Source organism: Serratia sp. K-E0102, assembly GCF_029962625.1.
Taxonomy (GTDB): domain Bacteria; phylum Pseudomonadota; class Gammaproteobacteria; order Enterobacterales; family Enterobacteriaceae; genus Serratia; species Serratia sarumanii.
Map to the genome: position 1 here is coordinate 927,030 of NZ_CP124754.1, position 17,383 is coordinate 944,412.

At 61.0% G+C, this 17,383-nt stretch carries 22 protein-coding genes; 14 read left to right on the plus strand and 8 right to left on the minus strand.

Annotation, left to right across the window (positions count from 1 at the left end; translation table 11 throughout):
* Positions 1–34: 34 nt before the first annotated feature.
* On the plus strand, positions 35–298 hold the full coding sequence (locus tag SSARUM2_RS04270) for a DUF333 domain-containing protein (RefSeq protein ID WP_004940597.1): 264 nt from the start codon (positions 35–37) through the stop codon (positions 296–298).
* 29 nt (positions 299–327) lie between these two features.
* Here SSARUM2_RS04270 and SSARUM2_RS04275 read toward each other — a convergent pair whose 3' ends face one another.
* Together SSARUM2_RS04275 and SSARUM2_RS04280 are read right to left on the minus strand one after the other, a co-directional pair.
* Positions 328–852: a hypothetical protein gene (locus tag SSARUM2_RS04275; protein ID WP_225369052.1), complete on the minus strand. Its 525-nt coding sequence runs from the start codon at positions 850–852 to the stop codon at positions 328–330.
* Positions 794–1,084 carry a hypothetical protein gene (locus tag SSARUM2_RS04280; protein ID WP_225369051.1) on the minus strand — a complete coding sequence of 97 codons (291 nt, stop codon included), beginning with the start codon at positions 1,082–1,084 and terminating at the stop codon, positions 794–796. The genes SSARUM2_RS04275 and SSARUM2_RS04280 overlap by 59 nt, the downstream gene beginning before the upstream one ends.
* A 33-nt stretch (positions 1,085–1,117) precedes the next feature.
* Here SSARUM2_RS04280 and SSARUM2_RS04285 point away from each other — a divergent pair, with 33 nt between their 5' ends.
* Both SSARUM2_RS04285 and SSARUM2_RS04290 read left to right on the plus strand, forming a co-directional pair.
* Entirely contained in the window at positions 1,118–1,900 is a 783-nt protein-coding gene (locus SSARUM2_RS04285) for a DeoR/GlpR family DNA-binding transcription regulator (protein ID WP_060439042.1), read from the plus strand.
* Between the two features lie 2 nt (positions 1,901–1,902).
* Positions 1,903–2,286 (plus strand): VOC family protein, encoded by a 384-nt coding sequence (locus tag SSARUM2_RS04290; protein ID WP_041033561.1) that lies wholly within the window; start codon positions 1,903–1,905, stop codon positions 2,284–2,286.
* Here SSARUM2_RS04290 and SSARUM2_RS04295 read toward each other — a convergent pair whose 3' ends face one another.
* Positions 2,287–3,195 carry a LysR family transcriptional regulator gene (locus tag SSARUM2_RS04295; protein WP_033637243.1) on the minus strand — a complete coding sequence of 303 codons (909 nt, stop codon included), beginning with the start codon at positions 3,193–3,195 and terminating at the stop codon, positions 2,287–2,289.
* A gap of 125 nt (positions 3,196–3,320) precedes the next feature.
* On the opposite strand from SSARUM2_RS04295, the gene SSARUM2_RS04300 reads away from it, so the two are divergent.
* The 5 genes from SSARUM2_RS04300 (at position 3,321) to SSARUM2_RS04320 (ending at position 6,295) form a co-directional block, all read left to right on the plus strand.
* Positions 3,321–4,202 carry a pirin family protein gene (locus SSARUM2_RS04300; RefSeq protein ID WP_033647377.1) on the plus strand — a complete coding sequence of 294 codons (882 nt, stop codon included), beginning with the start codon at positions 3,321–3,323 and terminating at the stop codon, positions 4,200–4,202.
* 118 nt (positions 4,203–4,320) lie between these two features.
* Positions 4,321–4,947: an isochorismate family cysteine hydrolase YcaC gene (ycaC, locus tag SSARUM2_RS04305; RefSeq protein ID WP_004928476.1), complete on the plus strand. Its 627-nt coding sequence runs from the start codon at positions 4,321–4,323 to the stop codon at positions 4,945–4,947.
* Positions 4,948–5,101: 154 nt separating this feature from the next.
* Complete coding sequence (locus tag SSARUM2_RS04310; protein WP_049235156.1) at positions 5,102–5,431, plus strand: hypothetical protein; 330 nt, start codon at positions 5,102–5,104, stop codon at positions 5,429–5,431.
* 73 nt (positions 5,432–5,504) lie between these two features.
* A complete protein-coding gene (locus SSARUM2_RS04315) occupies positions 5,505–5,957 on the plus strand; it encodes a thiol-disulfide oxidoreductase DCC family protein (protein WP_060439041.1) in 453 nt (150 codons plus the stop codon).
* 86 nt (positions 5,958–6,043) lie between these two features.
* Positions 6,044–6,295, plus strand: coding sequence for a hypothetical protein (locus tag SSARUM2_RS04320; protein ID WP_033637247.1), 252 nt, complete (start codon positions 6,044–6,046; stop codon positions 6,293–6,295).
* Here SSARUM2_RS04320 and SSARUM2_RS04325 read toward each other — a convergent pair.
* From SSARUM2_RS04325 to SSARUM2_RS04335, 3 genes are all read right to left on the minus strand, one after another.
* Entirely contained in the window at positions 6,286–6,834 is a 549-nt protein-coding gene (locus SSARUM2_RS04325; protein ID WP_060439040.1) for a GNAT family N-acetyltransferase, read from the minus strand. The two genes, SSARUM2_RS04320 and SSARUM2_RS04325, sit on opposite strands and share 10 nt — an antisense overlap.
* 96 nt (positions 6,835–6,930) lie before the next feature.
* The gene (locus SSARUM2_RS04330) at positions 6,931–7,677 is read right to left on the minus strand and encodes a DUF2076 domain-containing protein (protein WP_060439039.1); all 747 of its coding nucleotides are present in this window, start codon (positions 7,675–7,677) and stop codon (positions 6,931–6,933) included.
* Positions 7,678–7,802: 125 nt separating this feature from the next.
* On the minus strand, positions 7,803–8,588 hold the full coding sequence (locus SSARUM2_RS04335) for a helix-turn-helix transcriptional regulator (RefSeq protein WP_060439038.1): 786 nt from the start codon (positions 8,586–8,588) through the stop codon (positions 7,803–7,805).
* A gap of 117 nt (positions 8,589–8,705) precedes the next feature.
* Here SSARUM2_RS04335 and SSARUM2_RS04340 point away from each other — a divergent pair, with 117 nt between their 5' ends.
* Positions 8,706–9,476, plus strand: a complete 771-nt coding sequence (locus tag SSARUM2_RS04340; protein ID WP_033647366.1) for a class I SAM-dependent methyltransferase — start codon at positions 8,706–8,708, stop codon at positions 9,474–9,476.
* 57 nt (positions 9,477–9,533) lie between these two features.
* On the opposite strand, the gene aqpZ is transcribed toward SSARUM2_RS04340, so the two are convergent.
* The gene (aqpZ, locus tag SSARUM2_RS04345; protein ID WP_025301712.1) at positions 9,534–10,229 is read right to left on the minus strand and encodes an aquaporin Z; all 696 of its coding nucleotides are present in this window, start codon (positions 10,227–10,229) and stop codon (positions 9,534–9,536) included.
* Between the two features lie 426 nt (positions 10,230–10,655).
* On the opposite strand from aqpZ, the gene SSARUM2_RS04350 reads away from it, so the two are divergent.
* The 3 genes from SSARUM2_RS04350 (at position 10,656) to SSARUM2_RS04360 (ending at position 13,473) form a co-directional block, all read left to right on the plus strand.
* Positions 10,656–12,017, plus strand: coding sequence for an esterase-like activity of phytase family protein (locus SSARUM2_RS04350; protein ID WP_060439036.1), 1,362 nt, complete (start codon positions 10,656–10,658; stop codon positions 12,015–12,017).
* Positions 12,018–12,388: 371 nt separating this feature from the next.
* Entirely contained in the window at positions 12,389–12,673 is a 285-nt protein-coding gene (locus SSARUM2_RS04355) for a YdgH/BhsA/McbA-like domain containing protein (RefSeq protein WP_033637254.1), read from the plus strand.
* A gap of 242 nt (positions 12,674–12,915) precedes the next feature.
* Positions 12,916–13,473 carry an rRNA adenine N-6-methyltransferase family protein gene (locus SSARUM2_RS04360; RefSeq protein ID WP_033647359.1) on the plus strand — a complete coding sequence of 186 codons (558 nt, stop codon included), beginning with the start codon at positions 12,916–12,918 and terminating at the stop codon, positions 13,471–13,473.
* Here the strand turns inward: SSARUM2_RS04360 and SSARUM2_RS04365 are convergent, their stop codons facing one another.
* A complete protein-coding gene (locus tag SSARUM2_RS04365) occupies positions 13,474–13,935 on the minus strand; it encodes a GNAT family N-acetyltransferase (RefSeq protein WP_033647358.1) in 462 nt (153 codons plus the stop codon).
* Positions 13,936–14,151: 216 nt separating this feature from the next.
* On the opposite strand from SSARUM2_RS04365, the gene SSARUM2_RS04370 reads away from it, so the two are divergent.
* A complete protein-coding gene (locus SSARUM2_RS04370) occupies positions 14,152–15,267 on the plus strand; it encodes an ABC transporter substrate-binding protein (RefSeq protein WP_033653300.1) in 1,116 nt (371 codons plus the stop codon).
* Positions 15,260–17,383 carry a TonB-dependent siderophore receptor gene (locus tag SSARUM2_RS04375; protein ID WP_060429185.1) on the plus strand — a complete coding sequence of 708 codons (2,124 nt, stop codon included), beginning with the start codon at positions 15,260–15,262 and terminating at the stop codon, positions 17,381–17,383. The genes SSARUM2_RS04370 and SSARUM2_RS04375 overlap by 8 nt, the downstream gene beginning before the upstream one ends.

The following is a 17,383-nucleotide window of genomic DNA, read 5'->3' on the forward strand; positions in this document are numbered from 1 at the left end:
CGCTCCGCCGTTCTTTTTTGCATAAGCTGGAAAAATGAAAAAAACGTTGATGCTTTCCCTGCTGGCAGGGATGACGATGTTGCAGGGGTGTTCCGTGAAATCCAACGATGCGCCACCGCCGCCGCAGGTGAAACCGATCGGCATGGCGAACCCGGCCGACGTGTACTGCACCCAAATCGGCGGCAAGCTGAACGCCAAAGAGAATGCGGCAGGCCAGTATTCCACCTGCACCTTGCCGAGTGGGCAGGAAATTGAAAGCTGGGAGCTGTTCCGCCGCGATCATCCGGTGAAAAAGTAACCCTATGCGGCGCCGGTTCCGGCGCCCGATCAGAATTGGCGATCGCCTATCGACTGCAGTTGCAGGCTGCCGTCCTTTTGTAGCGTCAGCGGCATGCGCCAATCGCGCTGTTTATCCAGGTTGAACGGCCGGGAGCGGAACATGCAGCCGGTCTTGATGTTCTTGATTTTCATCACGTGTTCCGCGTCCGCATTGATTTTCACCTCGAAGCTGCCGGCGGGCGGAATAAAGACTTCCGCCAGCTGCTGCGGCGCCGTCGGCGTTTCCAGCTTGACCAGCACCGCGAAATCGTTGCCCTGATTATCCAGCGTCAGCCGATGCAGACCGGTTGCGGGCAGCCGCGTCGGCTGATGCAGATAACCCGCTGAGGCGGGCCACGGCTGCCCGGCATTGTCGTGCAGCGGCCCGCCGCACTGTTCACGCGCCTCGCGCAGCGGCATTTCGCGCTTTATCGCGCGGTTGTAATCGGTGGGGGCAGCGAGGCTGAACTCGTCGTCATATTGGTGGGCGCGCAGATAGCGCTTGGCGCCGAGCACCGCGATGGCGACCAGCATAAAGAACAAAAATATCCTCAGGCGATTTTTGAAAATCAGCCCGAACAGCTTCCCGGGGAGTTGAAACAGCCACCTTGCGATCGTCAATAACATCGTTTTCCCTTAGCGCCCAAGCCGTTACGTCTGCGGTAACTTCGCTTGCCTCAGTATAGCCAACATCCCGCAGGCGAAAATCCTGCCCGGCGATTTTTCTTTCGCTCACGGTTGTACGTTTATGTTTGTTTGTGTACATTTGTGATCACTTTAGCGTCACCGGATTGACACGATGTCCAAACTGCTACCGAATGAGCGCCACCAGGCCATTCTCGACACGCTTCGCCAACAGGGGCGGGTGCTGGCGCTGGAGATGGCGCAGCGGTTGAATACCACCGAAGCCACCATCCGCCGCGATCTGCGCCAGCTGGCGGCGCAGAATCTGTGCAAACGCATCTATGGCGGCGCGCTGGCGCCGACGCCGGCCGAAGGCCCCGTTGCGTCGCGCATGGCGCTCAGCGGCGATGAGAAGCTGGCGCTGGCGCAGACCGCGCTGGGGTTGATCGGTGAAGAACAACTGATCTTCCTCGACGCCGGCAGCACCCATCTGTATCTGGCGGATCTGTTGCCGCGCGATCGGCGTTTGACGGTGGTGACCAATGCATTGAGCATCGCCGGTAAAATGCTGGAGCGGCCGGGGATCCGCACCATCCTGATCGGCGGCGAGCTGGATGCGCAGGTCGGCGGCTGCGTGGACGCCAAGGCGGCGGAAGAGATAGACGGTTTCCATTTCGATCTGGTGTTCACCGGCATCTGCGCCTACGACCCGGACGGCGGCTTTTCCGCGCTGAGCTACCAGGATGCCACGTTCAAAAAGCGGCTGCTGACGCGCGCCGGCAGCGTGGCGGTGCTGTGTACCCGCGATAAGCTCAATACCTACGCCCCTTACCCCTTCCTGCCCGCCGGGCGGGTGGATCATCTGGTGACGGCGCGCGGCGCGCACCCGCAGCTCGAGCTGCAGGTGGCGCAGGGCGGCGGCCAGGTTTGGCACAGCGATTTACCGACCGGAGAATGATGATGAAAATAGCCCATGTAGCCCTGTGGACCCGTGACATCGACGCGCAGCTGGCGTTCTGGCAGCGCTATTTCAACGCTGAGGCGGGCGAGGAGTACGTCAGCCGCAACCGGCCGGGGTTTGTTTCCCGCTTCGTCAGCCTGGCGGCCGGGCCGACGCTGGAGATCATGCGCGTGCCGACGCTGTTGCCGGCGCAGGCCCAGGAAGAGCGGGTGGGCTGGGCGCACATCGCGCTGTCGCTGGGGGATGAGGGGCAGGTCGATCGGTTGGCGCAGCGCGCGCAGCAGGAGGGTATCCTGCTGTCCGCGCCGCGCTGGACCGGCGATGGCTTCTACGAGGCCGTCATCCGCGATCCGGACGGCAACGCGATTGAAATCACCGCCTGATCACTCCTCTTCGATGCTGGTGAACTGCTCGCCCAGATAATCGAGCAGCAGCCTTACCGCCGGCAGCAGCCCGCGGCGCGACGGGTAAACCGCATGCACCACGCCGCCCTGCGGCTGCCAGCCGGGCAGCAGCTGGACCAGTTCGCCGCGCAGCATGTCGTCGCGCATCATCATCGCCGGCAGCTGAACGATGCCGGCGCCGGCGATGGCGGCGGTGCGCAGCATCAGCATGTCGTCGGTGACCAGCCGCGGCGTGTGTTCCCACTCCACCCGTTCACCCTGCGGGCCGGTCAGCCGCCATTGGTGCTGAGCGCGCGCCGGGCCGAGATCGAGCGTCGGGTATTTACGCAGGTCTTCCGGCGCGTGCGCCGGCCCGAGGGTACGCACCAGCGCCGGGCTGGCGGCGACGCACCAGGTGCGCTGCGCCAGGATCTTCAGCACCAGATCGCTGTCTTCCAGCGGCGGCGGCCGCACGCGGATCGCCAGATCCAACCCTTCCCCCACCACGTCCACCCGGCGGTTGGTGGCCTCCAGATGCACCGTCACCTTCGGATAGTCGGCCATAAAGGCCGCCACCATGCTGCCGACGCGGGTGTGCAGGATCGCCACCGGGCAGGACATGCGCACCGTGCCGCAGGGCTCGGCGCGCGTCTGTTCGATCGCCTGCTGCGCCGCTTCCGCTTCCACCAGCATCGCCTTGCAGTGCGCGTAATAGTTTTGGCCGACCTCGGTCACCGAGAAACGCCGCGTCGAGCGCTGGATCAGGCGCACGCCCAGGCGCTCTTCCAGCAGCGCCACGCGGCGGCTGAGCTTGGATTTGGGAATGCCCAGCGCCCGGCCGGCGGGGGCGAATCCCTGGTGATCGACCACGCTGGCGAAGAAAAACAGATCGTTCAGATCGGTCAGCATCCTATCCCTTATCGTTCTACCAGTAGAACGCTGAGTGTACATCTTGCCTACTACTGCAGCAAACCCCGACGGATTAAACTTCTGCCATCAACTTAAGGCCGTGAGGCCTGAAACGGGAGTTCAAGATGAAAAAAATCCTCGGTATTCACAACAGCCCGGAAGCACATTGGGTCGGTAACGGTTTCCTGGTGAATTCGCTGTTCTCTTATAACGATTTGGGGGCGGAAATGAGCCCGTTCCTGCTGCTGGATCACGCGGCGCCAACCAAATTCCGCTCTGCCTCCGGCACCCGCGGCGTGGGTCAGCATCCGCATCGCGGTTTTGAAACGGTGACCATCGTCTATCAGGGCGAAGTGGAGCACCGCGACTCGACCGGCAGCGGCGGGGTGATTGGCCCCGGCGACGTCCAGTGGATGACCGCCGCCTCCGGCATTCTGCACGAAGAGTTCCATTCGCGGGAGTTCTCGCGCAAAGGCGGCACCATGGAAATGGTGCAGCTGTGGGTCAACCTGCCGGCCAAGGACAAAATGGCCGAGCCGGGTTACCAGACGCTGCTGAACGCCGATATTCCGGTGGTTCCGCTGGCGGACGGCGCAGGGCAGGTGCGGGTGATCGCCGGGGACTTCGGCGGCCACGCCGGCCCGGCACGCACTTTCAGCCCGCTCAACGTGTGGGATATGAAGCTGAATGCCGGCCACACCACCACACTGACGGTGAAAGAAGGCCATACGCTGGCGTTGGTGATGCTGCACGGCGCGATCCTGGTCAACGGCGAAGAGGTGGTGCGCGAAACCCAAATGGTGCGTTTCGACCGGGCGGGGGATGCGATCACTATCGAAGCCAACAACGACGTCGCGCTGCTGGTGCTGAGCGGCGAACCGATCGATGAGCCTATCGTCGGCTACGGCCCGTTCGTCATGAACAGCGACGCGGAAATCCAGCAGGCGTTCCGCGACTTCAACAGCGGCAAGTTCGGCAGCATGAACGCTGAAGCGAGCGCCGGCTGACCGCAGGCGCCCGAGCCGGCAAGCGTTCCCCGGCTCAGGCGCTACACTTAGACCTCAGCGCCCCGTCCCAGCGGCGGGGCGCTTCATCCGCAACATCAACCCCCACGGGAGTAAAACCATGACTGCAAACTACAAACGCCTCGACAAGGACCAGGCCGCCGTATTGCTGGTGGATCATCAGGCAGGGCTGCTTTCGCTGGTGCGCGATATCGATCCCGATCGGTTTAAAAACAACGTGCTGGCGCTGGGTGATTTAGCGAAATACTTCAATCTGCCGACCATTCTGACCACCAGTTTCGAAAACGGCCCCAATGGCCCGCTGGTGCCGGAACTGAAGGCCCAATTCCCCGATGCTCCGTTCATTCCCCGCCCCGGTCAAATCAACGCCTGGGACAACGACGACTTCGTCAAGGCGGTAAAAGCCACCGGCCGTAAGCAGCTGATCATCGCCGGCGTGGTGACCGAAGTGTGCGTGGCATTCCCGGCGCTGTCGGCGCTCAATGAAGGCTTTGAGGTCTTTGTGGTGACCGACGCCTCCGGCACCTTCAATGAGCTGACGCGTCAGTCGGCCTGGAGCCGTATGGAAGCCGCCGGCGCGCAGCTGATGACCTGGTTCGGCGTCGCCTGCGAACTGCACCGCGACTGGCGCAACGACATCGAAGGCCTGGGCACGCTGTTCTCCAACCATATCCCGGACTACCGCAATCTGATGACCAGCTATAACACGCTGACAAACGGTAAGTAACGCGACGCTCCTTTACCCCACCTTTCGCCTTTCATCACGTTAGACGCGTGATGTAAGCAAAACGTAGCGGGGCGAAAAGGTAGCGAAAAGCGGCTTTCTCATTGGCCGGGAGCGGGGTAGCGTAATCCCGAACCCGGCAAATGAGGCTAATTCAATGAAACAAGCAATCAAGATCCTGGCGCTGCCCTGCATGGGCATGGCGCTGTTGTTCAGCGCGAGCGCGATGTCTGCCCCCGAGGCGCCTGCGGCCAAAGCGGTGCCGCCCGCGGCGGAGGAGCCGATGCGCATGCCGCCTTTCCCGGGCGGCCACCCGCCCAAGCCGGGGTTCTGCCACGGCGGCGAACTGTTCTGCGCCACCTCGGCCAGCGACAATCCGGTGGAAACCATCAATAAACTGACGGCGGTGATCCCGGCGGGCAGCGCCAAACATTACGAGGTGCGCGTCGCGGTGGTCGCCGTGCCGGACGCCCCGCCTGCGCGTTAACGGGCCGTCATCCCGCTCTGGTTCGCACGCTCAAGGCGCGTTAGGCTAAGGCGTGCGTTTAACGGGAGGCGGAATGACCCCTTTATCACCATTGCCTTATCTCCAGCCCGGCGATCGCGCGCTGTTGTTCGACGGCGAATGCAATCTGTGTCACGGGCTGGTGAGGTATCTTATTCGCGCCGATCGGCAGCGGTGCATTCTGTTGGCGACGGTGCAATCCGTCGAAGGGCAGGCGATCCTGCAGGCGTTCGGGCTGCCGACCGATCGTTTCGATTCCGTGGTCTATGTTGAGCAGGGGCGCTATTGGCTGCGTTCGGCTGCGCTGTTCCAGGCGCTGCGCCAATTGGGGTGGCCGTACCGCGTGCTGGCGCTGGCGCGTTACCTGCCGCCGCGGCTGGCGGACAAGGTCTACGACGCGGTCGCCGGCAATCGCTACCGGCTGTTTGGCCGCAACGACGGCACCGGCCTGCCGGGCGCCGATCAGCCCGGGCGCTATCTGCCTCGGCGGCGGGAACCGCCGGCCTGAGCTTTACGCTTCTTTACCATCCAACTGCTTGAAATATCAACATTCCAGCCCCATATAATGGAACGTTCAGCCAACAAGGAGCGCGTATGGGAATCAGTGAAGAAGAACACATCCGCCGTTTGACCCAAGAGAAGAACGACATGGGCAATACGGCGAAGTGGGTGGCGATCGTTTCCGCCGTGTACTTTGCCTTGATGGTGTTTTACGGCCACCCGATCGGCGTGTTGGCGATGTCGGGCGCGGTGTTCATCGTCTCTACCACCACCTGGCTGAAAAAGCGTCAGAAGGTCAAATCTTACCGCATGGCGTTGGCTAAAATCAGCGACGATCAGCCCTGATAGTCGCCGCGCTTTAGCGTATACACCAGGCTCGGCGCCGCGCCGGGCACGTCATCCAGCCTATCCACACGCTGCATGCCGATCTTTTCCAGCACCCGCCACGAAGCCTGATTCTCCGCGCGCACAATGGCGGAAATCTCATCCATCCCCAGCCCGACAAACCCGTATTGCAGTGAAGCCCGCGCCATCTCGGTGGCCAGCCCCATGCCCCAGACGCGGGTGTCGAAGCGATAGCCGAGGTTCACGGTGCGCTGCGCGCCGAGCGGTTTCCAGGACAACCCGCCAAACCCGATAACCCAATCCGGCCGTTCGCGCAGGGCGAGCGCCCAGGAGCCGTAGCCGTGTTGCCGCCAGCCGGTGAGCCGCTCCTGCAGCGCCGAAGCGGCCTGCGCCTCGCTGGTGAGCGGGCCGGCGGGGTTGAAGCGTTGGGTTTGCGGATCGCCAAAGATGGCATAGAAACGTTCGAGGTCCGCCATCACCGGCGGCCGCATCTGCAGGCGTTCGCTGAAGTACGGGGCTGAAGGATTAAAGCTCGGCATCGTTTCTCCCGGCCGGATAAATAAACAGCGTTCACTGTAGTCCAGATCGGCGAAACGGGAAATCCCCCCTCTGCGGGTGAGAGGGGGAGAGAGGCATTACAGGAAGGAATCGTCGTCGTCGTTGTAATCGTCGTCGGCGTAGTCCTGGTCGTCCTGGTAGTTGGCGTTCTGGAAGCCGTTGTCCTGATTCAGGAAGCTGCCTCTGTCGCCGCTGTTGAAGGTATCAAGGTTGTTGGAGGCGTCGAAATTGCGCATCGCGCTGTCGTCCAGCGGCGCCGGGGTTTCTTCGATAATGTTCACGATTTCCTGCGGCTGCGAATGGCGGAACATGCCGGTCAGCATGTCGGCCAATACCACGCCGCCGGCGACGCCCGCCGCCGTTTGCAAGGCGCCTCCCAGGAAGCCGCCGGCGCGTGAAGGCGCCGCCTGCTGCGGTTGGGCGTAGGCTGGCTGCTGCGGCTGCGCGTAGCCCCCCTGCTGCGCGTTGTTCCAGGCCGCCGTATTTTGCTGCTGCGCCTGATACTGTTCACGCGGGCTTGGCGTATTGCGGCTGCCGCCGCCGAACAGGCCGGCCAGGAAACCGCCGCTGCTCTGTTGGCCGTTGGCGGTTTGCTGCAGCTGCGCAACCTGGGCTTCCAGCTCTTTGACCCGCTGGTCCATCTGCTTGAGCGCCGCTTCCTGAATGATCATCGCCTGCGCCATGTAATAAGGGGCGGAAGGCTGCTCGCGAATATGCTGATTGATTTGCTGTTCTGCCTGGAGATCCCGTGGGCCCGTCTTGGTCTCGGCTTCTTTCAGGCGGCCAAACAGACCATCGATAAGGCGTTGTTCTTCGGATTGCATAGGCGTACCTCGGGAGATAAATAACGGTGCTGGATGATCGTTGTCATCGGTAACAATCACCCTAGCGCGTTTACATGAACCAATAAATAAATGACGGGTAAACCTGTCTATGAATTTGTTACCAATTACGGCAGCGGGATCAGCATCACCAGCTTTAGACCGCCGTGCTCCGCAGGATGGAAGGTGAGCTGGCGATAGCGCAGCGCGCCTTGCCGAGGGTGCTCGAACGCGCGCTCGCCGCCTTCGCGCGCCATCACGTCATGCTGTTTCCACCAGTGATTAAAGTCCGCGCTGTTGTGCGTCATGCTGCGCACGAAGGCGCGCATCTCTTCGGTGTTTTGATGGTGGCTGGTTTCGGCGCGGAATTCGGCCACCACGCGGCGGGCACGTTCTTCCCAATCGCTGACCAGCGTTTTCGCCAGCGGGTGGAAGAACATGAAGTGCAGCAGGTTGGGGCTGTTGGCCACATCCAGCCAGCCGCTGAACAGCGCCGCCGCCTGCGGGTTCCAGGCGACGACGTTCCAGGTCACGTCCAGCAGGTAACAGGGCACCGTCATCTGGTGCACGCTTTGCAGCACCGTGTCGTTGGCGGTTTCGCGGTGAGTTTCCTGCTCGGGGTCGGCGACGCGCGCCAGGGTAAACAGGTAGTGGCGTTCGGCGGGGCCGAGCCGCAGCGCCTTGGCGATGCGCGCCAGCGTGAAGGGGGAAATGGACACCTCGCGCCCCTGTTCGATCCAGGTATACCAGGTGGCGCTGATGCCGCTGATTTGCGCCAGCTCTTCGCGCCGCAGGCCGCTGGTGCGGCGGCGTGAGGAACTGGGCAGGCCGAGCATTTCCGGCGTGATGCGTTCGCGGTGTGCGCGCAGAAACGCGCCGAGGGCCTTTGGCCCGGATAAGGCTTCTGATGACATAGCGTGGTACCTATTTATACCAGGATAACTGCTCATATTGTACCCGTATAGTAGCCTGATTATAGTAGCCGAAAGTCTTCAGGCACAGGCGCAAGCCGGATAATAACGGGAGCAAACATGAGCATCAGCAACAGCCATAAAAACGCGGTAGACCGGCAGTTCGGCGAGCAGGCCAACGCCTACTTAACCAGCGCGGTACACGCGCAGGGCAAGGATTTGCAGCGCCTTGCACAGTTACTGGAACCGCACGCCGGCGCGCGCTTGCTCGATCTGGGCTGCGGCGCCGGGCATGCCAGCTTCACGGCGGCGGCCAGGGTAGCGCAGGTGGTGGCCTACGATCTGTCGGCGCAGATGCTGGCGGTGGTGGAGCAGGCGGCGGCGGAAAAAGGCCTGAACAACATTCAGCTGCAGCAGGGCGTGGCGGAGTCTTTGCCGTTTGAGGACGCCGGCTTCGATCTGGTCATCAGCCGCTATTCGGCGCACCACTGGCACGACGTCGGCCAGGCGCTGCGTGAGGTCAGGCGGGTACTCAAGCCGGGCGGCAGAGCGATCTTTATGGACGTGGTCTCGCCGGGGCATCCGCTGTTGGATATCTATCTGCAAACCGTGGAAGTGCTGCGCGACACCTCACACGTGCGCAACTATGCGCCGGGCGAGTGGCTGACGTTGCTGACCGAAGCCGGGCTGGTGGTGCGCGAGGTGACGTCGGATCGGTTGATGCTGGAGTTTGGCAGTTGGGTGGCGCGTATGCGCACGCCGGCGCATTTCGTTACCGCGATCCGCGCGCTGCAGCAAAGCGTGTCGCAGGAGGTGGCGGCGCATTTCGCCATTCAGCCGGACGGCACCTTTACCAGCGATATCATGATGTTTGAAGTGACGAAGGGCTGAAAGCAACGGGGCAGCCGATGAAGGCTGCCCCGCGAAACGCTATCGGCTGCGATGCGCTTATTTTTTGTCTTCCAGCAGGCAGCGGTAGATCAGGCCGCCGATAATGCCGCCGACCAGCGGCACCAGCCAGAAGACCCACAGCTGCTGCAGCGCCCAGGTGCCCTGGAAGATCGCTACGCCGGTGCTGCGCGCCGGGTTGACGGAGGTGTTGGTCACCGGGATGCTGATCAGGTGGATCAGGGTCAGCGTCAGGCCGATCGCCAGCGGGGCGAAGCCTGCCGGCGCGCGCTTGTCGGTCACGCCATGAATAACGATCAGGAAGAAGGCGGTCAGCACCAGCTCAATCACGATAGCTGATTGCAGAGAATAACCGCCCGGAGAGTGTTCGCCGTAACCGTTGGAGGCGAAACCGCCTGCGGTGGCGTCGAAACCGGCTTTGCCGCTGGCGATCAAATACAGCACCGCCGCTGCGGCGATACCGCCGATCACCTGAGCGATCACGTAAGGGATCACGTCTTTCGCCGCGAAACGGCCGCCGGCGAATAAGCCAACGGTGATCGCCGGGTTAAAGTGCCCGCCGGAAATATGGCCGACGGCATAGGCCATCGTCACCACGGTCAGACCGAAAGCGAGCGCAACGCCGAGGAAACCAATACCCAGCTGTGGGAATGCCGCTGCTAATACTGCGCTACCACAACCACCAAACACCAACCAAAATGTGCCAAAAAATTCGGCAAAAAGTCGCTTTGACATAGATTCCATCCTGCGGAATTGACTAACGGGCGTTAGCACTAAAAACTATAGAACAGCTTTTTCAGTTCATGCAGATATTCTATAGAATTTTCTTAATGCACCTTGAATAACGGCGGTATTAAATCCTCGGCATTTTATTTTGTCTATGAGAAAAACGCCGTTTTTCCCCGTGCCGGCGCGCGTTTGCCGCTTTTTTTATCTTTGCCATAAGAATTTACCCTAAGCGAAATGGCACGCTATTTTCGGGCGATTTTTTCCAGCGGTTTTCCCCATTCAATACGCTCAGGTTAATTGCTAATTTCTATTTGCCAGCCAACCTTATTACCGATTGTGCATTTGACGAATGGCCTGTTGTCATCTAAGTGTCATGCTAAATTAATATCTTCTTCTGCCTGATAACGCTTCATTCAACCTCGGGTAAAAATCATGAAAATAAAATCGCTCTCCCTGCTGTTGGCTTCACTGTTTCCTGTATTCACCTACGCTGCCGACATTGAGGTGGCGCGTTATGTGGTCGGCTTTCCCGGCGGGGAACGCGTCGCGTATCAGGGGGCGTTCGCCAAGAATTTCCCGCAGGGGCTGCCGGTGGGGATCGGCTCAGGGCTGACGTTCAACAGCAAGCAGGGCGACGATCTGGTGCTGACGACGCTGACCGATCGCGGCCCGAATGCCGATGCCCCTGCGGTGGGCAAGCAAGAAGCCAAGATTTTCGCCAATCCGCAATTCGTGCCCCTGTTGATGGACATTCGTATTGGCGGCGGCAAGGCCGTGGCCGAGAATGCGCGGCCCTTGCATGACGAAAAAGGGCCGATCAGCGGGCTGCCGCTGCCGGGCGAGCTGATTGGTTCCACGAACGAAGTGGCGTTGAATGACGCGCTGCAACCGCTGTCCGGCGATCGCCGCGGGTTGGATACCGAAGGCATCATCGGTGACGGCAACGGCGGCTATTGGCTGTGTGACGAGTACGGCCCGTTTCTGATCCATGTCGACGGCAAAGGCAAAATTCTCGCCAAATACGGCCCAACGCCGCAGGCCGGCGAGCAGGCGGTGGCGAGCGGTTTACCGAACATCCTGAAGTGGCGCCAACCCAACCGCGGTTTTGAGGGGCTGACCCGAATGCCGGATGGGCGCATTCTGGCGGCGGTGCAGAGTACGCTGGATGTCGAGGGCAAAAGCAAAAACAAGGCGCAGTTTATCCGGCTGGTGAGCTTCGATCCGCGCAGTGGCAAAACCGCCATGTACGGCTATCCCATCGATATCGACAGCTATAAAAAAGCCAAAGACGCCAAGATTGGCGATGTGGTGGCGTTGGACAACCAGCGCGTCCTGTTGATTGAACAGGGAAGCGATAAAGATAAGACGATGATCAACAAGATCTATCTGGTGGATCTCGCGCAGGCCAGCGATCTGAGCGCGTTTGACAGCCAGGGGAAAGCGCTGGAGTTCGACGATGCGAAAGAGCTCGCCAAACGCGGCGTGAAGCTGGCGCAGAAACGGGAAGTGGCGGACCTGCGCCAGTTGGGCTGGCGCCAGGAGAAAGCCGAAGGGTTGGCGCTGATCGACGATCGCACGCTGGCGGTGATCAATGACAACGATTTCGGCTTGCAGGCCAAGCTGGTGGATGCGTCGCCAAAGAGCAAGAAAATCGGCGACTACCAGCTGGAGAAAGAAGGGCGGCTGAGCCTCGACGGCGACAAGACCGACGCCCGCATCGAATTGCGCCCGCTGGAGCAGCCGGAGTCGCTGAGCGAGCTCTGGGTGCTCACCTTGCCGCACCCCTTGAAGTGACCGATATCGGGGGCGATAGCGCCCCCTTTTGCTTCAGGCTTCCGCGTGCCGCTGCGGCGTTCTGCCGCGCGAGATGCTCTCCCACATCGCCAAAATCAGCGTAGCTCAGCGCGCCTCGGCGGGTAAAAAATCTTAAATAGCGGCGGCGCGCGTTCTTTCTTTCGTCCTGTCTTTAATTGTTCATCAAATAGGGGTAAGGTGAAGCCTGTAAAGTCATTCCTGCCTGAAAATACATACTCGCTCTCACTTCCTCCTTATTCTCCTCACAATGATTGATGTTCTTTACGTTGCGTGACGTCCGTTTTCATTGGCTGGCGGATAATTAACATCACTGACAACGAGCTAATAAACAAGAACACCTGGAGTCAATCATGAAACTTATCCCAAGCATCGCAGCCGTATTGATCGCCGCCGCTTCCTTCTCCACTTTCGCCGCGCCGCTGTCGTCGGTGAAACAGGTCAACAGCGAGCAGGCCGCCAATCTGCAAAGCGTCGGCGTAGTGTCGGTTTCCGGCATTAGCGGCTCACCGCATGACGCCATCACCGCCCTGAAAGAAAAAGCCGCGGCGGGTGGCGCCAGCCATTACCGCATTATCGGTCTGGATACCCCCGGGGATTCCAGCAACTGGCGCGGCAATGCGGAAATTTATCGCTAAGCGTTGGTTTTTTTTCACCCTTTGGCCGCGGCAGTGCGGTCAATAAAATAAACGGTCGTAATAATTATCTGAATAGCCGGGGCATAGCGGCTTATTTTCAGGTCATTATTACGACCGTTTTTCTTTTTCCACCGCGGCAGAGGTTGCATTTTTTTACAACTGTGTCCGCCGCTTTCGGAATCATGTTAATGATTACTTAAGAAATTCGGCTCACATTGAGGGCTTAACCCAAGGAGGCCTCAATGTTAAATGCGACCCGGCTGCAACTGATGAATCACTTCGCTTACCTGCAGCAATTTATGGCTTCGCCGCGCACCGTCGGCACGCTGGCGCCTTCTTCTCCGTGGCTGTGCCAGGCGATGTTGAACCAGATTGAATGGACCCGGGCGTTGTCGATCGCGGAGCTGGGCGCGGCGGACGGCGTACTGACCAAACGCATTCTGGGGCGGATGCGCGCCGATGCGGCGCTGGAGGCTTTCGAGATCCAACCCCATTTCGTGCATCGGCTGCGCGGAATAGACGATCGGCGGCTGCAGGTGATGGCCCATTCGGCGACCCGGATGGCCACGGATTACGACGTGGTGTTTTCCTGCCTGCCGCTGCTGTCGATCCCGGTCAGGATCAGCGTGCGCATTCTTCAGCAGGCCCGGCAGCGGCTGCTGGCGCGCAACGGCACGCTGGTGCTGTTCCAATACAGCCACCTGTCGGAAAAATTGCTGTCGCGCTATTTTCACTGGAAGCGCCTGCGGGTGGTGCGCAACTTCCCGCCGGCGCTGGTGTATGTCTGTACGCCGCGTTAGCTACAGCGTTTTCTCCATCACCACCACGTCTTCGTCATACTGCCGCCGGCGTTCCAGAGGCTGCCAACCCCAGCCGGCGTACAGCGCTTCCGATTTATCGGTGATGAGATGCAAGACCGAGTGATGGCGCTGCCGCGCCGCTTCGACGATGGCCATTTCCAGACGGTGGGCGATGCCTTTGCGGCGGTGATCGGGATGCACGAAAACGCCGGCCAGCCACGGGGTGAGATCCTGGCGCTGATGATCGTCGCTGGGCCACAGGCTGGCCATGCCCACCGGGCGATCGCCGTCGATCATCATCAACGTCAGGTGATCGTCGCTCGGCCGGCTGCATTGGGCGAAGCGCAGCTGGGTGCGCTCCAGCGTTCCGCCGCGCTGTGAGCCCCACTGGCCGAAGGCCCAGGCGGCGCACACATCGGCAAACTGCGGGCACTCCGACAGCGGAATGATACGTTGAGTCATGGTGATCTCCCGGTTTTTTGCTGTTTCTCCGTTCTATTTAACCGACTTTTCCGCCATTTTTTTAACTTTTTAAAGCCGCTCTTTCAGCGGTTTCGCGGTGTTTCGGCGCGCCCCCGGCGCCGTTTCCCGGATTTCTTTTGGCAATTGCGGCGCAGGATTGCAAGTGCTAATGAGAGTGATTATCATGCGCACACTATTCCCCGTGTCGGTTCAATCATGCGCAATCCCCTCATTTTACTGCTGCTTTCCCTGTGCTTTGGCGTGTTTTCCGCTCAGGCGAAGACGGTGACCGATATCACCGGCCGCCAGGTCGTGGTGCCGGACAACCCGCAGCGCATCGTGGTGGGGGAGAGCCGCATGCTGTATACGCTGGCGCTGCTGGAGCCGGGCAACCCGGCGCAGCGCATCGTCGGCTGGCCGGCGGATCTGGCGCGGTTCGACGCGCAAAGCTGGCAGCTCTATACGCAGAAATTCCCGCAGATCGCCGCGATCCCCATTATCAGCGGCAATAATTTCCGCCAGGTTAACATCGAAAGCCTGCTGCAGCTGAAGCCGGATCTGGTGATCCTGGCGCGCTACGCGCGTGAAGACGGCGACAACGATCTGCTGGTTTCCGCGCTGAACAAGGCCGGCGTGGCGGTGATCTACGTCGATCTGCGCATCGATTTGCTGAACAACACCGTGCCGAGCGTGCGGCTGCTGGGCGAAGTGCTCAATCGCCGGCAGCGCGCCGAGCAGTTCATCGCGTTTTATCAGCAGCATATGGCGGTGATCCGGCAACGGCTGGCGGGCTATCAGGGACCGAAGCCCAAAGTGATGCTGCACCTGCATCTGGGGCGGCGCGACACCTGCTGCACTACCGCCGCGCACGGCAATCTCGGCGATCTGCTGACCTTCGCCGGCGGCGACAACATCGCCAACGCCAGCGTCAAAGGGGTGTATGGCGAACTGAACCCGGAAACCATTCTGAGCGCCAATCCCGACGTTTACCTCGCCACCGGCATGGCCGGCCCGCAGGGCAAACGGCTGTCTGATCTGCGCCTCGGGCCGCAGGTCAGCCAACAGGACGCCGCCGATAGCTTCCGCCGGCTGATCGCCAAACAGCCAATGCTGGCCAGCCTGCAGGCGGTGAAAAACCATCGCGCCTGGAGCGTCTGGCACAATTTTTACCTCAGCCCGTATCACGTGGTGCTGGTCGAGATGTTCGCCAAAGCGTTTTACCCGGATCTGTTCGCCGACATTAACCCGCAGCAGACCTTCCAACAGCTGTATCAGCAGTTTTTGCCGTTACCTTTTTCAGGGACCTATTGGAGTCAGTTAGATAATGAATAACAACAAGCGCGGCTGGTGGTGCGCGTTGCCTTTGGCGGCCTGCGCGACATCGCCGACGTGGGCGGCGGAAAAAGCCGCATCGAAAGAAGAAAGCCTGGTGGTGATTGGCCGCAAAGACGCCGACGGCGTGCAGAGCTATCAGCCGTTGACCAGCGTCACCGGCACCCGCAGCGAAACCAGCCTGCTGAACGTGCCGCAGGCGATCGACGTGGTGCCGCAGCAGGTGATTACCGATCAGGCGGTCAGCAGCCTGGACGAAGCGCTGTACAACGTCAGCGGCATTACCCAGGCCAACACGCTGGGCGGCACCCAGGACGCGGTCATGAAACGCGGCTTCGGCGACAACCGCGACGGCTCGATTCTGCGCGACGGCGTGCGCTCGGTGCAGGCGCGCAATTTCACGCCGACCACCGAGCGGGTGGAGGTGCTCAAGGGGCCGGCCTCGATGCTGTACGGCATGGGCGAGCCGGGTGGGATGATCAACATGATCACCAAAAAGCCCCAGCTGCAGCAGCATACCCACGTGGAAGGCTGGGGCAGCAGCTTCAACGGCGGCGGCGGCCAGCTTGACGTTACCGGGCCGCTCGGCACGTCGGGGTTCGCCTATCGCATGATCGTCGATCACGATGAAACCGATTACTGGCGCAACTTTGGCCGCAACCGCCAGACGGTGATCGCGCCGTCGTTGATGTGGTACGGCGAGAACACCACCGTGCGCTTGGCCTATGAACATATGGAATATCTGGTGCCGTTCGATCGCGGCACCATTATCGATTCGCGCACCGGCAAACCGGTGAATACGCCGCGCGATCGCCGTTTCGACGAAGCCTATAACGCCACCCGCGGCGATCAGGACAGCGTTACACTGCAGATCGATCAAACGCTCAACGAGCGCTGGAAAAGCTCACTGACCTACGCCTACAGCCGCAACAGCTACAGCGACAACCAGGCGCGCGCCACGGCGCTGAACCCGGAGAGCGGCGTGTTGAGCCGCCAGGCCGACGCGACCGCCAACGCCGTCAGCCACGCCAACGCGGTGCAGCTGACGCTCAATGGCGACGTGGACTGGGGCAGCATCAACCACCAGATGCTGTTCGGCTTCGATTTTGAAGATAACCGTACCTACCGCGGCGACATGATCCGCGGTAAAAAGAACAGCGATTTCAATATCTATCATCCGGTATACGGCCTGATGCCGCCGTCGACCGCGGTCAGCGCCAAAGACAGCGACCAGCGGGAAAACCTCACCAGCTACGGCTGGTTTATGCAGGATTCCATCCAGCTGACCGATAAATGGCTGGTGATGGGCGGGCTGCGTTACGACGCTTTCGACGTTTATGCCGGCAAGGGGCGGCCGTTCCAGGCCAATACCGACAGCTCGGACAGCAAGCTGGTGCCGCGCGCCGGGGTGGTCTACAAGCTGACGCCTTACGTATCGCTGTACAGCAGCTATACCGAGTCGTTCAAGCCGAACTCTTCCATCGCCACCCAAATTGGTTCGCTGCCGCCGGAGCAGGGCAAGTCGTGGGAAGTCGGCGGCAAGCTGGCGCTGCCGAACGGCGTTACCGGCACGCTGGCGCTGTTTGACATCACCAAGCGCAACGTGATGGTCAGTGAGCTGGTGGAGGGCGAAACCGTGACGCGCACCGCCGGGCGCGTGCGTTCGCAGGGCGTGGAGCTGGACGTGGCCGGCAATCTCACCGACTCGCTGAGCCTGATCGGTTCCTATGCGTATACCGACGCGCGGGTGGTGGACGATCCGGACAACAAGGGGAAAGAGATGACCAACGTGGCGCGCCACACCGCCTCGCTGTTCCTGACCCAGAATCTGGGCAGCCCGGGCCTGTACAGCGGCGATGAGGTGCGCATCGGCGCCGGCGCGCGTTACGTGGGCCGCCGCCCGGGTGACGCCGCCAACAGCTTCTACCTGGATAATTACACCGTTGCCGATGCGTTCGCCGCTTATACCATGCCGATCAACGGCTATCGGGTGAAATGGCAGCTGAACGTGAAGAACCTGTTCGATAAAACCTACTACCCGTCCAGCGGCGGCAACCTGCGCGTGGCGGTGGGGGAACCGCGTGAGGTGGTGCTGCGCGGCAGTGTCGATTTCTAA